15 protein-coding genes are annotated in these 15,540 nt (G+C 71.1%); 3 read left to right on the top strand and 12 right to left on the bottom strand.

What is annotated here, in order from left to right:
• Nucleotide 1 precedes the first annotated feature (1 nt).
• From ACFHVL_RS00385 to ACFHVL_RS00405, 5 genes are all read right to left on the bottom strand, one after another.
• Nucleotides 2–1,690 carry a ribonuclease J gene (locus tag ACFHVL_RS00385; RefSeq protein ID WP_416624495.1) on the bottom strand — a complete coding sequence of 563 codons (1,689 nt, stop codon included), beginning with the start codon at nucleotides 1,688–1,690 and terminating at the stop codon, nucleotides 2–4.
• Entirely contained in the window at nucleotides 1,687–2,610 is a 924-nt protein-coding gene (dapA, locus tag ACFHVL_RS00390) for a 4-hydroxy-tetrahydrodipicolinate synthase (protein WP_416624497.1), read from the bottom strand. Before dapA ends, ACFHVL_RS00385 begins: the two co-directional genes overlap by 4 nt.
• Before the next feature lie 60 nt (nucleotides 2,611–2,670).
• Nucleotides 2,671–3,426 (bottom strand): FAD-dependent thymidylate synthase, encoded by a 756-nt coding sequence (gene thyX / locus ACFHVL_RS00395; protein ID WP_416624498.1) that lies wholly within the window; start codon nucleotides 3,424–3,426, stop codon nucleotides 2,671–2,673.
• A 79-nt stretch (nucleotides 3,427–3,505) separates the two neighbouring features.
• Entirely contained in the window at nucleotides 3,506–4,087 is a 582-nt protein-coding gene (locus ACFHVL_RS00400) for a DUF2752 domain-containing protein (protein ID WP_416624705.1), read from the bottom strand.
• Between the two features lie 2 nt (nucleotides 4,088–4,089).
• On the bottom strand, nucleotides 4,090–5,367 hold the full coding sequence (locus ACFHVL_RS00405; RefSeq protein ID WP_416624500.1) for a winged helix-turn-helix domain-containing protein: 1,278 nt from the start codon (nucleotides 5,365–5,367) through the stop codon (nucleotides 4,090–4,092).
• A 258-nt stretch (nucleotides 5,368–5,625) separates the two neighbouring features.
• Between ACFHVL_RS00405 and ACFHVL_RS00410 the strand changes: the two genes are divergently transcribed.
• Together ACFHVL_RS00410 and ACFHVL_RS00415 are read left to right on the top strand one after the other, a co-directional pair.
• Nucleotides 5,626–5,904: a YggT family protein gene (locus tag ACFHVL_RS00410; protein ID WP_416624501.1), complete on the top strand. Its 279-nt coding sequence runs from the start codon at nucleotides 5,626–5,628 to the stop codon at nucleotides 5,902–5,904.
• A gap of 81 nt (nucleotides 5,905–5,985) precedes the next feature.
• On the top strand, nucleotides 5,986–6,561 hold the full coding sequence (locus ACFHVL_RS00415; RefSeq protein ID WP_416624503.1) for a GNAT family N-acetyltransferase: 576 nt from the start codon (nucleotides 5,986–5,988) through the stop codon (nucleotides 6,559–6,561).
• On the opposite strand, the gene ACFHVL_RS00420 is transcribed toward ACFHVL_RS00415, so the two are convergent.
• Nucleotides 6,475–7,785, bottom strand: a complete 1,311-nt coding sequence (locus ACFHVL_RS00420) for a glycosyltransferase 87 family protein (RefSeq protein ID WP_416624504.1) — start codon at nucleotides 7,783–7,785, stop codon at nucleotides 6,475–6,477. The two genes, ACFHVL_RS00415 and ACFHVL_RS00420, sit on opposite strands and share 87 nt — an antisense overlap.
• A 31-nt stretch (nucleotides 7,786–7,816) precedes the next feature.
• Between ACFHVL_RS00420 and ACFHVL_RS00425 the strand changes: the two genes are divergently transcribed.
• Nucleotides 7,817–8,392 carry a GNAT family N-acetyltransferase gene (locus ACFHVL_RS00425; RefSeq protein ID WP_416624506.1) on the top strand — a complete coding sequence of 192 codons (576 nt, stop codon included), beginning with the start codon at nucleotides 7,817–7,819 and terminating at the stop codon, nucleotides 8,390–8,392.
• A 10-nt stretch (nucleotides 8,393–8,402) separates the two neighbouring features.
• Here ACFHVL_RS00425 and dapB read toward each other — a convergent pair whose 3' ends face one another.
• The 6 genes from dapB to truB all read right to left on the bottom strand — a co-directional run bounded on the left by dapB (nucleotide 8,403) and on the right by truB (nucleotide 15,511).
• Entirely contained in the window at nucleotides 8,403–9,158 is a 756-nt protein-coding gene (gene dapB / locus ACFHVL_RS00430; protein WP_416624507.1) for a 4-hydroxy-tetrahydrodipicolinate reductase, read from the bottom strand.
• A gap of 40 nt (nucleotides 9,159–9,198) precedes the next feature.
• On the bottom strand, nucleotides 9,199–10,545 hold the full coding sequence (locus tag ACFHVL_RS00435; protein ID WP_416624509.1) for a M16 family metallopeptidase: 1,347 nt from the start codon (nucleotides 10,543–10,545) through the stop codon (nucleotides 9,199–9,201).
• Between the two features lie 11 nt (nucleotides 10,546–10,556).
• A complete protein-coding gene (locus tag ACFHVL_RS00440) occupies nucleotides 10,557–12,908 on the bottom strand; it encodes a polyribonucleotide nucleotidyltransferase (RefSeq protein ID WP_416624510.1) in 2,352 nt (783 codons plus the stop codon).
• A gap of 232 nt (nucleotides 12,909–13,140) precedes the next feature.
• Nucleotides 13,141–13,410, bottom strand: coding sequence for a 30S ribosomal protein S15 (gene rpsO, locus ACFHVL_RS00445; protein WP_326554809.1), 270 nt, complete (start codon nucleotides 13,408–13,410; stop codon nucleotides 13,141–13,143).
• Between the two features lie 193 nt (nucleotides 13,411–13,603).
• On the bottom strand, nucleotides 13,604–14,566 hold the full coding sequence (locus ACFHVL_RS00450; RefSeq protein WP_416624512.1) for a bifunctional riboflavin kinase/FAD synthetase: 963 nt from the start codon (nucleotides 14,564–14,566) through the stop codon (nucleotides 13,604–13,606).
• Between the two features lie 60 nt (nucleotides 14,567–14,626).
• Nucleotides 14,627–15,511: a tRNA pseudouridine(55) synthase TruB gene (gene truB / locus ACFHVL_RS00455; protein ID WP_416624513.1), complete on the bottom strand. Its 885-nt coding sequence runs from the start codon at nucleotides 15,509–15,511 to the stop codon at nucleotides 14,627–14,629.
• Nucleotides 15,512–15,540: the final 29 nt, after the last annotated feature.

The following is a 15,540-nucleotide window of genomic DNA, read 5'->3' on the forward strand; positions in this document are numbered from 1 at the left end:
TTCAGACCTCCACGACGGTCGGCACGATCATCGGCCGGCGCCGGTACGCGTCGTTGACCCACCGGCCGAGCACCCGCCGGACGATCTGCTGCAACTGGTGCGGATCGGTGATACCGTCGGCCGCCGCCCGCCCCAACGCCTCGGTGATCAACGGGATGGCCGGGCTGAACGCCTCCGGATCGTCAGAGAAACCCTTGGCCGAGACGGTCGGCCCACCGACCACCTTCCCGGTCACCGAGTCGACCACCACGGTCGCCGCGATGAATCCGCCGTCGCCGAGGATGCGCCGCTCGGTCAGCAGCGACTCGTTGACGTCACCGACCGCGAGACCGTCCACGTAGACGTACCGGCTCTTCACGTGCCCGACCTTCGTGGCGTGCCCGTCGACCAGGTCGACCACGTCGCCGTCCTCGCAGAGCACCACCCGCTTGGGGTCCAGGCCCGACTCGATGCCGAGCCGGGCGTGGGCCCGCAGGTGGCGCCACTCGCCGTGAACCGGCATCAGGTTGCTCGGCCGCACCACGTTGAGCACGTAACGCAGCTCCCCCGCCGGCGCGTGCCCGGAGACGTGCACCTTCGCCGTCTCCTTGTGGATCACTGTCGCCCCGGCCCGGGACAGCCGGTTGATCACCCGGTAGACCGAGGTCTCGTTGCCCGGCACCAGGGAACTGGCCAGCACCACCGTGTCCCCGGGCTCGACGGTGATGTGCCGGTGGTCGCCGGTCGCCATCCGACCCAGCGCGCTCATCGGCTCGCCCTGCGACCCGGTGGACATCAACACGATCCGGTCCGGCGGCAACGTCGTCGCCTCGTCCAGCCCGACGACCAGCCCGGTCGGGATCCGCAACAGGCCGAGATCGCGGGCGATGCCCATGTTGCGCACCATCGACCGGCCGATCAACGCGACCTTTCGGTCGTACTCGTACGCCGAGTCGATGACCTGCTGCACCCGGTGCACGTGCGAGGCGAAGCTGGCCACGATGATCCGACCCTTGGCCTTGCCGAAGATCGAGTCCAGCACCGGCCCGATCTCGCGCTCCGGAGTGACGAAGCCCGGGATCTCGGCATTGGTCGAGTCCGACAGCAGCAGGTCGACGCCTTCGGCACCGAGCCGGGCGAACCCAGCCAGGTCGGTGATCCGCCCGTCCAGCGGCAACTGGTCCATCTTGAAGTCACCGGTGTGCAGCACCAGACCCGCAGGGGTACGGATGGCCACCGCGAGCGCGTCCGGGATGGAGTGGTTGACCGCGAAGAACTCGCACTCGAACGGCCCGATCCGTTCCCGCTGGCCCTCCCGCACGGTCAGCGTGTACGGGTCGATGCGCCGCTCGGCCAGCTTCGCCTCGACCAGCGCCAGGGTGAACTCCGACCCGACCAGCGGGATGTCCGGCTTGTGGGCGAGCAGGTACGGCACCGCGCCGATGTGGTCCTCGTGACCGTGGGTAAGCACGATCGCCTGGACGTCGGCAAGCCGGTCCAGGATCGGGGTGAAGTCCGGCAGGATCAGGTCGACGCCCGGCTGCTCGACGTCCGGAAACAGCACCCCGCAGTCGACGATGAGCAACTTGCCGTCGAACTCGAAGACGGTCATGTTGCGCCCGATCGCACCGAGCCCGCCCAACGGGATGACCCGCAGCCCGCCCGGCGGCAACTCCGGTGGCGGGGCCAGCTCAATGTGTGCCTGACTCACGGCAGCTCCAGTCCAGCGTCGGCGCAGTCGGTGCGCAGTTGATCCAGCTCGGCTTCGGTGGCGTCGACCAGCGGTGAGCGCACCGGGCCGGCGGGCAGGCCGAGTACGGCGAGCGCGGCCTTCACCAGGATCGTGCCCGGGCCGCGGAAGATCCCGGTGAACAACGGCAGCAGCCGACGGTGCAGAGCCAACGCGGCGGCGTGGTCCCCGGCGACGTACGCCTCGATCATCTGCTTGGTCAGCGCGCCGGTCAAATGGGTGGAGGTACCGACCAGGCCGACCCCGCCGATCGCCAGCGTCGGCAACGTCAGCGCGTCGTCACCGCAGTAGAACGCCAGGTCCGTACGACTGGTCACCCAGGAGGTGGCGGCCAGGTCTCCCTTGGCGTCCTTGACCGCGACGATCCGCTCGTGCTCGGCGATGCGGGCCAGCGTCTCGTTGGTCAGGGCAACACCGGCGCGGTGCGGGATGTCGTACGCCATCACCGGCAACCCGGTCGCGTCGGCCACCTCGGTGAAGTGTCGGACCAGCCCGGCCTGCGGCGGCTTGTTGTAGTACGGCGTGACCACCAGCACGCCGTGCGCGCCGGCCTTCTCGGCGGCGGCGGCCAACTCGATGGTGTGCCTGGTGTCGTTGGTGCCCACCCCGGCCACCACCCGGGCCCGGTCCCCGACCGTCTCGATGACGACCCGGAGCAGCTGCGCCTTCTCCTCGTCGGTCGTGGTCGGCGACTCGCCGGTGGTCCCGCTGATCACCAGGGCGTCGTTGGCCTGCTCGTCGACCAGGTAGCTGGCCAGCCTGGCGGCACCGTCGAGGTCGAGCGAGCCGTCGTCGCTCAGCGGGGTGACCATGGCGGTCAGGAGCCGCCCGAACGGAACCGGTGCCCCCGGCCCGGAACCGGCTAGGTGGTGCTGCGTCATACCGACAACCTATCGGACAGCCGCACCGCGATTTCAGCGCTGCCGGTACCGGCGTGAGATCTACTCTCCTTGTCGGGTGTACGGGCTCGCGGCCACCTCGGAACCGTCCGGCAGTTCGCTGATCTCGAAGTCGGCGAACACGCTCGGCGCGACCCGCTGCAGCTGCCGCAGGCACTCCACCGCGAGCTCCCGGATCTCCACATCGGCGTGTTCGGTCGCCCGCATCCCGATGAAGTGCCGCCAGGCCCGGTAGTTGCCGGTGACCACGATCCGGGTCTCGGTGGCGTTCGGCAGCACCGCACGGGCCGCCTGTCGGGCCTGTTTGCGACGCAGCGTCGGATTCTCCACGTCGGCGAAGCGCTTTTCGAGCCCTTCCAGCAGCTCGGTGTAGGCCCGCACGCTCGCCTCGGCGGCGGCGACGAACTGCTGGTGCAGTTCCGGATCGTCGGCGATGACCGACGGCTCGACCATCGCGGCGTCGCGCTCGGGCACGTACCGCTGGGACAGCTGGGAGTAGGAGAAGTGCCGGTGCCGGATCAGCTCGTGGGTCAACGAGCGGGAGATCCCGGTCAGATAGAAGGTGACGCTGCCGTGCTCCAGCACCGACAGGTGACCGCTGTCCAGGATGTGCCGCAGGTAGCCGGCATTGGTGGCGGTCGCCGGGTTTGGCTTGCGCCACGACTGGTAGCAGGCTCGGCCGGCGAACTCCGCCAGTGCCTGGCCACCGTCGGTGTCGGTGGACCAGTCGACGTCGGCGGGCGGCTCGAAATGGGTCCAGGCGATCAGCGTGACCTGCGGCGACACGATTTCCGGCATTTCTCGGACTCTAGTTGCCCGCCAGCATCAGCGCCAACACGGACATCGCCGGACCGCCGGCCCAGCCCGTCTCGCCAGCTCAGACGTAGAACCAGGTGAACGGCGGCCACGGCAGGTTACGCAGCACCGAGAACGCCAGCCAGGCACCGAGGAACCAGCCGACGACTCTGGGTGTGAGCTGCAGCTGTGGCAACCGCCAGGCCCGCATGTGCTGACCCGCCCAGGCGACGTAGACGTAGAACAGGAACGGGATCGCGAACACCAGCAGCATGTGGTGGCGGGCGGCCGCCCCGAGGTCGGCGTTGAGTAGATACCAGACCGCCCGGGTGCCACCACAACCCGGGCAGTCCAGCCCGGTGGTCAGCTTCATCAGGCAGGTCGACGTCGCGTCGGCGGCGCTGTTGGTCGGATCGGTGATCACCGTGTAGCCGGCGGCCGCGCCGATGCAGCCGAGCACCGCCAGCGGGGCCAGCCAGCGCGGCGACCGCGCCCAGAGCCGGTTGACCAGGCGGGTCAGCCGATCCGGCTGCGGCTGCGGCTGGTACGCGTAACCGGTCGGGTACGCATGGTCGACCGGGTGCGCATGGTCGCCAGGCTGCATCTGCGGCGCCGGATCGTCCACGGCGGCCTGACTCACCGCTGAGCCGTCCTGACCCGCCATCGTCACGCCCTCTCCTCGGCCGGGAAATCCCACGGTACACCGGCCGCACCAGGCGCACCGGCGGCGGCCAAGGCTCGGGTGAGCGGTCCGGCGAGGTCACCGGTGACTGGTGGCACGACCGCAGCCAGGCCGAGCCAGCCGGCCAGCCGGGCCAGCTCGCCGGCCAGGGCCGCCGCGGTCTGATCGGGGTCCGTCGTGGCAGCCGGCACGGCCCAGACGGCGGGCACCCGGAGCACCCCGGCGGCCCGGTCCGCCTTGAGGTCGACCAGCGCGGTCAGCTGATCGCCGTCGAGAAACGGCAGTACGTAGTAGCCGTGCACCCGCTGCGCGGCCGGCACGTAGATCTCGATGCGGTAGCGCAGCCCGAACAGCCGTTCGGTGCGGGCCCGCTCCCAGACCAGCGGGTCGAACGGGCTGACCAGCGTCCGGGCCCGCACCCAGCGGGGCAGCCGGGCACGGTGGTGCAGGTATGCCGGCTGCCGCCAGCCCTCGACCCGCACCGGGCGCAGGACGCCGTCGGCGACCAGGTCGGCGAGGACCGGCCGGACGGCGGCCGCCGAGAGCCGGAAGTAGTCGCGCAGCTCCGGCTCGGCGGCCACCCCGAGGCTGGCGGCGGCGATCTCGACCAGCTGCCGGTGTGCCTGTGCCTCGGTGGGCGTCGGCGCGGCCATCACCCGGGGTGGCAGGACCCGCTCCGGCACGTCGTAGCGGCGGGCGAAGGAACCGTTGCGCCCGGCGGAGGTGATCTCGCCGGCCCAGAACAGGTACTCCAGGGCGGTCTTCACCGCCGACCAGTTCCAACCCCAGTTGCCGGTCGGGCGGACCGTGTCCTGCTCGATCTCGGCGGCGGTGACCGGGCCGCGCGCACGCACCTCGGCGCGTACCCAGTCGACCAGGTCGGGCTGCTCGACGACGATCCGACGGATGCCGCCCCAGGCGTCGCGGTGCGCGCGCTCCATCCGCCAGCGCAGCGCCGGCTGCAGGTCGACCGGGATCAGCGACGCCTCGTGACCCCAGTACTCGAACAGCTCCCGGGGGGCGCGGCCGGCGGCCCGGTCCAGCAGCTCGGTCGGGTACGGGCCGAGCCGGCTGTACAGCGGCAGGTAGTGGGCGCGTTGCAGGACGTTGACCGAGTCGATCTGGATCAGACCGACCCGGTCCAGCACCCGACGCAGGTGCCGGCGGGTCGGCACGCCGGTCGGCGCCGGATCGGCGAAGCCCTGGGCGGCCAGCGCGATCCGGCGGGCCTGGGCGAGCGAGAGACTGTCTGGTACGGGCATCGCCACGCAAGCTACCGCCCCCGTACGACACCGTTGACCGGGTGTCGGTGTCGTCCCGCCGCCACGTTCGAAGATCAGTTGACGCACAACCGGGCCTTCACCGGCGTGTCGGCCGCAATCACGTCAACTGATCATGGTGGACCGCGCCCCACTCGATGTGCGGGTCTGAATCCGTTCGCCCTGCGATGAATCACAGCGACCACACAAGGTCGCCAGGCATAGTGGAACGTTCACCGGTTCTTCTGGAGGTTTGCGCCCATGGGTCCCCTGCTCGCCCTGGTCAGTCTGCTGCTGCTCGCCTTTCAGCTGATCCTCATCGCCCGCGCGATCCTCGACTGGACGGCGGTGGCGGCTGGGCCGAGCTCGCACGACTCGTTCCGGTCCCGGGCGACCACCGTGCTGCACAAGCTGACCGAACCGGTCCTGGCCCCCGTCCGTCGGGTGTTGCCGCCGCTGCGCCTCGGCGGTGTCGCCATCGACCTCTCGTTCATCGTCGTCTTCCTGGCCATCGCCGTGGTTCGCCTGCTGCTGCGGTAGGAAGACCAAGCTGAACGGCCTTTCGGCGACACCGCGCAGCGCTGCTGGACCTCGGCGACGAATCAGGATAGAAAGCAACATATGCCAGAAGTCAGGCAGGAGACTCCGGAGGATGCCGAGGCCATCGCCGGTGTACACGTCCGGGCGTGGCAGGCCGGCTACCTGGGCCTCGTCCCCGCCGACGTCCTCGACCGGCTCAACGTCGCCGCTTGGGCGCAGCGCCGCCGCGATGTCGGCACCGCCGACCCGGAACACCCGTTCCGCACCCTGGTCGCCACCGAGGGCGGGCAGATCGTCGGATTCAGCACCGTCGGCCCGTACCGGATCGACCAGGACCGCGACCACCTCGATCCGGCGTACGGCGAAATCGTCAGCATGTACGTCGACCCGGCCCACTGGGGCCACGGCATCGGCCGCGCCCTGCTGACCGCCTCGATCGCCGAGCTCACCGGGCAGGGCCGGCGCACGATGCGCCTGTGGGTGCTCGACGGCAACCACCGGGCCCGGCGGTTCTACGAGTCGGCCGGGCTGCGGCCCGACGGGGAACGCAGCGTCTACCAGGTGCCCAGGTCACCGGGACAGACCCCGGTCGCCCTCGACGAGGTGCGCTACCTGGCCCGCATTGTCGGCGACCGGATTCTCGCCCTGGCCGGCTGACGACCTGGCCGCCGGCGGCCAGGTCCCGTCCTCGGCCAACCGGCGCACCGGCAGGAACAGCAGCAGTCCGATGCTGACCCAGACGTACGCGTTGCTGCCGAGGAAGCCGACCAGGTTCGCGGCGTCCTGGTTGCGCCAGATCCACACCAGCCGGCTGACCAGCACCAGATAGCCGACCGTGGCGAAGCCCAGCAGCGCCCGGCGCCGCCGGGACCGGGCCGGTGCCGCCAACGCGTTGTCCACCAGCAGGATCAGCGCCGGGATCAGCCACACCAGGTGATGCACCCAGGTGACCGGGCTGACCAGGCAGCCGACCACCCCGGTCAACGCGAAGCCGGTCACCTCGTCACCAGCGGCGACGGCCGTGCGGCAGCGCCACGCCCACCAGAACAGGGTGACCAGCACCAATACCAGCCAGGCGACCGTACTCGGATGCAGCGGGTCGATCCGGGCGACGATCCCCCGCAGCGACTGGTTGGAGACGAAGTCCAACGCGCCGACCCGGTCGGTGTTCCACAACGCCTGCGTCCAGTACTCCCGGGCGGCGTCCGGCGCGATCGCGGCCGCGACCAGCGTCGCCACCGCGGCGGTGGCGGACGCGGTGATCGCCGCCCGCCACCGTCGGGTCACCAGCAGATAGACGATGAAGATGCCGGGGGTCAGCTTGATCGCGGTCGCCAGTCCGACGCCGACGCCGGCGAACCGACGCCAACGCCGTGGCACCGGTGATCCCGCCGCCACCAGCCAGAACAGGTCCGCCGCGACCAGGAACAGCAGCAGCATGTTGACCTGACCGAAGTTGACCGTCTCCCGCATCGGCTCGTACGCGGCGACCAGACAAATGGCGACGGCGAACGCGAACCACCGGGTCCAACCCTCCCGGCGGGCGATCGGGTCGACCAGCCACCACAGCACCAGCGCGCTGGTCACCACGGTGAGCGTCACGCTGACGACGATCGCCAGATGCCAGGGCAGCAACGCCATCGGCGACATCAGGAACGCGGCGAACGGCGGGTAGGTGAACCCGTACTGGCTGAACGGCTTCATGTGGTCGTAGAGTTCGCCGCCGTCGCGCAGCCAGTGGTGCATCGCGCCGTAGTAGACCTTGAGGTCGAAGAAGCCGTGCCGTTCGGCGGCGAAGGCGAGAAAGCCGGCGACGACGACCGCGAGCGCGACGACGATCGCCACCTGCCGGCCGGTGCCCCTGGCGGCCCGCTGCGGCATCGCCGCCCCCCTGTCCGTACGCTGACCAGTCATGGCGCTCGGATATGTCCGTCCTGCCCGCTCGGGCGACGCTGGCGACATCGCCCGCATCCAGTTGACCACCTGGCGGGTCGCCTACCGGCGGTTGCTGCCCCGGCAGGTGCTCGACGAGTTGGACGAGGACTGGCTGGCGCAGCACTGGGACGCCGCGATCACCAGCCCACCGTCGCCGCAGCACCGGGTGCTGGTCGCCGTCGAGCAGGCCGAGCAATCCTATCTGGTGGGCTTCACCGCCTCCGGTCCGGCCGACGAGCAGGCCCTCGCCGCCGAGGAGCCGGCCGAGGCGCTCGGCGGTGGGGTCGCCGCCGTCACCGATCTGCTGGTCGAGCCGCGCTGGGGTCGGCGGGGGCACGGCAGCCGGCTACTCGCCGCCGCGGTCGACCTGTGGCGTACCGACGGCTTCGACACCGCGCTCGCCTGGGCGTACGACCAGGATCCGGCGACCCGGAAGTTCCTCGGTTCCGCCGGCTGGGCGCCGGACGGGGCGACCCGGGCGTTGGACGTGGCCGACATGCTCGTCCCACAGCTGCGGCTGCATGTGGCGATCCCGCCAGCCGCCGACGAGTAACGGCTGCGGCTCAGTCGAGCAGGCTGTCCAGGCCCACCGTGAGACCGGGCCGCCGGGTGACCGCCCGTACGGCGAGCAGCACGCCGGGCATGAACGACGCCCGGTCGTAGGAGTCGTGCCGGATCGTCAGCGTCTCGCCGGCCGTGCCGAACAGCACCTCCTGGTGGGCGACCAGACCGCTCGCCCGTACCGAGTGCACCCGGATGCCGTCGAGGTCCGCGCCCCGCGCACCCGGCAGCTCGTCGGTGGTCGCGTCCGGCATCGCCCCGAGCCCGGCGTCGGCGCGCGCCCGCGCGACCACCCGCGCGGTGTGCCCGGCGGTGCCGCTGGGCGCGTCGACCTTGGCCGGATGGTGCTGTTCGATGATCTCGACCGACTCGAAGTACCGGGCGGCCTTCGCCGCGAACTGCATCATCAGCACCGCGCCGAGGCCGAAGTTGGGGGCGATGACCACGCCGACCTGCGGCTGCTGCGACAGCCAGGAGCGGACCTGTTCCAGCCGCTGGTCGGAGAAGCCGCTGGTCCCGACGACGACGTTGATCCCCTGGTCGATGCACCAGTGCAGGTTGTCCAGCACGACGTCGGGGTTGGTGAAGTCGACGACCACCTCGGCGGCGGCGTCGGCGGCGTTGGAGAGCCAGTCGCCCTGGTCGACCGAGGCGACGAGGTCGAGATCATCCGCCGCGTCGACCGCCCGGCAGACCTCCACGCCCATCCGGCCACGGGCTCCGAGCACCCCGACCCGGATCGCACGATCTTCACTCACCGGCACAACCTACCGCACCCGGGCCGGCGGCCTACACGCCTCATCCCGACAGGGACGCGGACTCCACCGGGCCGATCACGGCGAGCGACATGGGCCGGGTGAGCAGTTCGGCGGCGACCGCGCCGACCTGTTCGACGGTCACCTCGGCGACCTGGGCGAGCAGTTGGTCCACCGGCAGCTGTTCGCCGTAGAGCAGCTCGCCCTTTGCCAGTCGACCCATCCGGGATCCGGTGTCCTCCAGGCCCAGTACGTAGCCGCCACGGCTCATGCCCTTGCCCCGGGCCAGCTCGTCCGGGCTGACGCCGTACTCGGCGACCGCCGCCAACTCGGTGCGGACCAACGCCAGCACCTCGTCGACCTTGCTCGGCGCGCAGCCGGCGTACACGGCGAACGTGCCGCCGTCGGCGTACTGGCTGGCGTAGGAGTAGACCGAGTACGCCAGCCCGCGTCGCTCCCGGATCTCCTGGAACAGTCGGCTGGACATCCCGCCGCCGAGGACGTTGTTGAGCACCCCGAGCGCGAACCGCCGGTCGTCGCCGCGGGCGATCCCGGCCCCGCCGAGCACCAGGTGGGCCTGCTCGGTCTCCTTGTGCCGCAGGATCACCCGGGGCGGACGGGCACGCACCGCCGGGGTCGCCGGGCGCGGCGGCTCCGGCCTGCCGGGATTCTCCGGATCCAGCGGGCTGCTGCGCAGCGCGGCCCGCACCTGGCGGACCACCGTACGGTGGTCCAGGTTCCCGGCGGCGGCGATGACCATCGCACCCGGGGTGTAGCGGCGCCGGTAGAAGTCGTTGATCTGCCGGCGGGTCAACGCCGAGATGGTCTCTTCCGTGCCGGAGATCAACCGACCGAGTGGATGCGGCCCGAAGACCGCTTCGGCGTGCAGGTCGTGGACCTCGTCATCGGGCTCGTCGTCGTGCATGGCGATCTCTTCGAGGATCACGCCACGTTCGGTTTCCACGTCGGCCGGATCGATCACCGAGTTGGCGACCAGGTCACAGACGACGTCGATGGCCAGCGGCAGGTCCTCGTCGAGCACCCGGGCGTAGTAGCAGGTGTACTCCTTCGCGGTGAAGGCGTTGGTCTCGCCGCCGACCGCTTCGATCGCCGCCGAGATCTCCCAGGCGGTACGCCGCTGGGTGCCCTTGAACAGCAGATGCTCCAGGAAGTGCGACGCCCCGGAACGCGCAGGTGTCTCGTCGCGGGAGCCGACGCCGACCCACACGCCGAACGAGACGCTGCGCATCGCCGGGATCGCTTCGGTGATCACCCGCAGCCCGTTGGGCAGCACGGTACGGCGTACCGTGCCGCCCAACGGGTCGGCGGTGAGTGTCCGGGTCACCGGCCGGGACCTGCCCCGGCCGGTGACCGGTTCGGTCCAGGTCATGTCGGCCGGCGTCAGCTGTGCCGGTTACGGCGTCGGCGTTGATCGCCGCCGTCACCGTCGCCCCGGCTGGGGCCACGGTCGCCCTGTTCCCGGTCGCCACGGTCGCGCGGCCCCCGGTCGCCACGGTCGCGACCACCGGGCCGGTCGCCGCCGTCGGCGCCTTCCGCCGCCGGCACCTCCGCGCCTTCGGGACGGACCTTGTCCAGGTAGATCTTGCCCCGGGCGTCGATGTCCGCAATGGACACCTCGACCTTGTCGCCGACGTTGAGGTGGTCCTCCACCCGCTCGACCCGCTTGCCGTCGCCCACCTTGGAGATGTGCAGCAGGCCGTCGCGGCCGGGCAGCAGCGAGATGAACGCGCCGAACGCGGCGGTCTTGACCACCGTCCCGAGGAACTTGTCGCCGAGCTTCGGCAGGGTCGGGTTGGCGATCGCGTTGATCCGCTCGACGGCGGCCTCGGCTGCCGGCCCGTTGGTGGCACCGACGTAGATGGTGCCGTCGTCCTCGATGGAGATGTCCGCGCCGGTCTCGTCCTGGATGGCGTTGATGGTCTGGCCCTTCGGGCCGATCACCATGCCGATCTTGTCGACCGGGATCTTCACCGTGGTGACCCGAGGGGCGTGCTCGCTCATCGCGGCCGGTCCCTCGATCGCCTGGCGCATGACCTCCAGGATGGTCAGCCGGGCCTCACGGGCCTGCTGCAGGGCGCCGACGAGCACGTCGGACGGGATGCCGTCGAGCTTGGTGTCCAGCTGCAGCGCGGTGATGAACTCCGGCGTACCGGCGACCTTGAAGTCCATGTCGCCGAAGGCGTCCTCAGCGCCGAGGATGTCGGTCAGCGTGACGTAGCGGGTCTGCCCGTCGACCTCGTCGGAGATCAGACCCATCGCGATCCCGGCGACCGGGGCCTTCAGCGGCACGCCGGCCGAGAGCAGCGCCAGGGTGGAGGCGCAGACCGAGCCCATGCTCGTCGAGCCGTTGGAGCCCAGCGCCTCGGAGACCTGGCGAATCGCGTACGGGAACTCCTCGCGCGACGGCAGCACCGGCACCAGGGCCCGCTCGGCGAGCGCGCCGTGGCCGATCTCGCGCCGCTTCGGCGACCCGACCCGGCCGGTCTCACCGGTGGAGTACGGCGGGAAGTTGTAGTTGTGCATGTACCGCTTGGACTTCTCCGGGGACAGGGTGTCCAGCGTCTGCTCCAACCGGAGCATGTTCAGCGTGCTGACGCCGAGGATCTGCGTCTCGCCGCGCTCGAACAGCGCCGAACCGTGCACCCGGGGCAGCACCCCGATCTCGGCGGTCAGCGGACGGATGTCGCGCGGTCCGCGACCGTCGATACGCACCTGGTCGCGCAGGACGCGGGCCCGTACCTCGGACTTGGTCAGCGACCGGAACGCGGCACCGACCTCCTTCTCGCGGCCGTCGAAACGCTCGGCGAGCCCGCCGACGACCTTCTCCTTGATCCGGTCGAGGGCGTCCTCACGCTCCGCCTTGGAGGCGATCTTCAGCGCTTCGGCGATCTCGTCGCTACCGGCGGCGGCGACCGCGTCGTACACGTCGTCGCCGTAGTCCAGGAACACCGGGAAGTCGGCGATCGGCTTCGCGGCCACGTCGGCCAGCTCGCTCTGCGCCCGGCACAGTTCCCGGATGGCGGGCTTGGCCGCCTCCAGTCCACTGGCCACGACGTCCTCGGTGGGCGCGGTGGCCCCGCCGGCGATCAGTCCGACCGCGTGTGGGGTGGCTTCGGCCTCGACCATCATGATCGCGACGTCACCGTCGGGCAGGGCCCGACCGGCGACGACCATGTCGAAGGTGGCGCGGGCCAGCTCCTCCAGGGTCGGGAAGGCAACCCACTGGCCCTCGACGTGGGCGATCCGGGTCGCCCCGATCGGCCCGGAGAACGGCAGTCCGGAGAGCTTGGTGGACATCGACGCCGCGTTGATCGCGATCACGTCGTAGGGGTGGGCCGGGTCCAGCGCCAGAATGGTGGCGACCACCTGGACCTCGTTGCGCAGGCCCTTGGCGAAGGTCGGGCGCAGCGGCCGGTCGGTCAGCCGGCAGGTGAGGATCGCCTCCTCGCTGGGCCGGCCCTCCCGGCGGAAGAACGAGCCGGGGATCCGGCCCGCGGCGTACATCCGCTCCTCGACGTCGACGGTGAGCGGGAAGAAGTCCAGGTGCTCACGGGGCTGCTTGCTCGCCGTGGTCGCGGAGAGCACCACGGTGTCGCCCAGCTGGGCGATCACCGAACCGGCGGCCTGACGGGCCAGCCGACCAGCGGAAAAGGTGATCTCACGGGTGCCGAAGGCCCCGTTGTCGATCACGGCGGTGCTGCGTTGGGTGCCGAGAGTGTTCTGCTCGGTCATGGGAATGTCGCGCTCCTTTACGCGTCGTGGGCCACGACCTCGGGGAGCTGCTCAACTGGCCGGTCTTCGATCGAAGCGCCCGGGGGAGCCGGCGGTGCCGGCTGGCCCGGGGGCCACTACCGAGGACCGGTACGTTGACCGGCTCCCTTCGACGGGTGGGTCGTGGTGGCCCGGAGTGTCGGGTGGTGGTGCGGCGCGACGGGGACAACTGGCCCGCCGCCGCGCCGCTACGTCACCGCCGCAGGCCGAGTCGCTCGATCAGCGACCGGTAGCGGTTGATGTCCATCTTCTGCAGGTAGTTGAGCAGCCGGCGGCGCCGGCCGACCAGCAGCAGCAGACCACGACGGCTGTGGTGGTCGTGCTTGTGCACCTTGAGGTGCCCGGTGAGGTCGGCGATCCGCTTGGTGAGCACCGCGACCTGGACCTCCGGCGAACCGGTGTCCGCCTCGCCGGTGGCGTAGTCTTCGCGGATCTTGCGCTTGGCTTCCTGATCGAGCGCCATGTTCTCCCTGATCTGTGCGGGCTGTCCCTCGCCTCGCACCCGCGGCGTCGTGCAGGCACGCGAGACGAACCGTCGGTGTTCCGACGCTGGGTTCAGGCTACCAGCAGGTCGCCGGCGGGGATCGCAAGGCCACGGTGCGTCGTTGGGGTACCGCACGGCCGGCCCCGGGCACCGGACGGCAGGCGCTCCGGTCTCAGGCGCCGAGAACCGTCCGTACCTGGGCGACGTCTTCGTTCATCTGGGCGACCAACGGGTCGACGCCCTCGTACCGGCGGGTCTCCCGCAGCCGGGCGACGAAGTCGATCGCCACCTGCTCGCCGTAGATGTCCCGATCGAAGTCGAGGATGAAGGCCTCGACCCGGCGGTCCCGGCCGGCGAACGTCGGGTTGGTCCCGATGGAGGCGGCGGCCGGCAGCCCCGGCCCTCCCCCGCTGAGGCCGTCCGGGCGGACCGGGCCGTCGGCGCGGACCAGCCGGGCCGCGTAGATGCCGTCGGCCGGCACCGCCACGTGCCGCGCGGTGAGCAGGTTCGCGGTGGGGAAGCCGATCTCCCGGCCCCGGCGGTCGCCGCGGACCACCACCCCTTCGAGCCGGTGCGGGCGGCCGAGCGCGGCGGCTGCGGCCGTGACGTCACCCGCGTCGATACAGGCCCGGATGTACGTCGAGGAGAAGACCGTCCCACTGTCGGCCACCAGCTCGGCACCCTCGACGGCGAACCCGAAGGTCCGGCCGAGTCGCTCGAGCAGCGCCACGTCACCGGTGGCCCGGTGGCCGAACCGGAAGTTCTCCCCCACCACGACCAGTGCGGCGTGCAGGTGCTGCACCAGCAGGTCGTGGGCGAACTGCTCGGCGGTCAGCCGGGAGAACTCCATCGTGAACGGCAGTACGCAGAGCACGTCGACGCCGAGGGACTCGATCAGTTCGGCCTTGCGGGCCGGACCGGTGAGCACCGTGGGGTGGCTGCCGGGCCGCACCACCTCGGCCGGGTGCGGGTCGAAGGTCACCACCACCGACTGGATCCCGAGATCACGGGCGCGTTTGACCGCATGGCCGATGATCGCCTGGTGCCCCCGGTGGATGCCGTCGAACACGCCGATGGTGACCACCGCGCGGCCCCAACCGCCACCGGCCGCCTCGACTCCCCGCCACCGCTGCATGATGCCTCCCGCCTGTGCCGCCAAGGTCCCCCGGCCGGGTGACCGCCCGGGTCGATGCTGTCACGCCGGGGCGAGCACGATCTCCGCCCGGGCCCGGCCGTCACGTTCAGAGACCACCGCCAACAGTTCGCCGTCCGGGGCGAACACCGCGTACGGGCCGGGCTGGCCGACCGCGCTGATCGGACCGCCGTGACCGAGCACCCGGGCCTCTTCCGCGTCGGCCTCCCGCCGGGCCAGGAACCGGCCGGCGGCGGCCGCCATCGGCAGCCGCACCACCTCCGGCGCCTGCTGCTCCAACTCCGCCAGGGTGGCGGCCTCGGCGAGGGTGAAGTCGCCGACGGCGGTGCGGCGCAGCGCGGTCAGGTGCCCGCCGACGCCCAGCGCGGCCCCCAGGTCGCGGGCTATCGCCCGGATGTAGGTGCCGGACGAGCAGTCGACCTGTACCTCGACGTCGAGGCCACCGTCTACCGGTGGGCGGATCGCGATGGGTTCCAGGCGGGAGATCGTCACCCGGCGGGCGGGCAGCGTGACGTCCTCACCGGCCCGGACCCGCTTGTAAGCCCGCTGTCCGTTGATCTTGATGGCGCTGACCGCGCTCGGGATCTGGTCGATCTCACCGGTGAGCGCCGCCAGCCCCGCCCGGATCTGCTCCGGCGTGATCCCGGTGGCCGGGGTGCGGGCGGTCACCTCGCCCTCGGCGTCGTCGGTCACCGTCGACACGCCGAGCCGGATGGTCGCGGCGTAGCTCTTCCGCGCACCGATGATGTAGGTGAGCAGGCGGGTGGCCCGGTTCACCGCGACGACCAGCACGCCCGTCGCCATCGGATCCAGGGTGCCACCATGGCCGACCCGGCGGGTGCGGGCCAGCCGGCGGAGCCGGGCTACGACATCGTGCGAGGTCATCCCGGCCGGCTTGTCGACCACGATCAGTCCGTGCGTACTCACGACTGCCAAGACTGCCAGATCCCGATGCC

The sequence above is a fragment of the Micromonospora sp. LOL_023 genome (assembly GCF_048060115.1).
Classification (GTDB): Bacteria; Actinomycetota; Actinomycetes; order Mycobacteriales; family Micromonosporaceae; genus Micromonospora_E.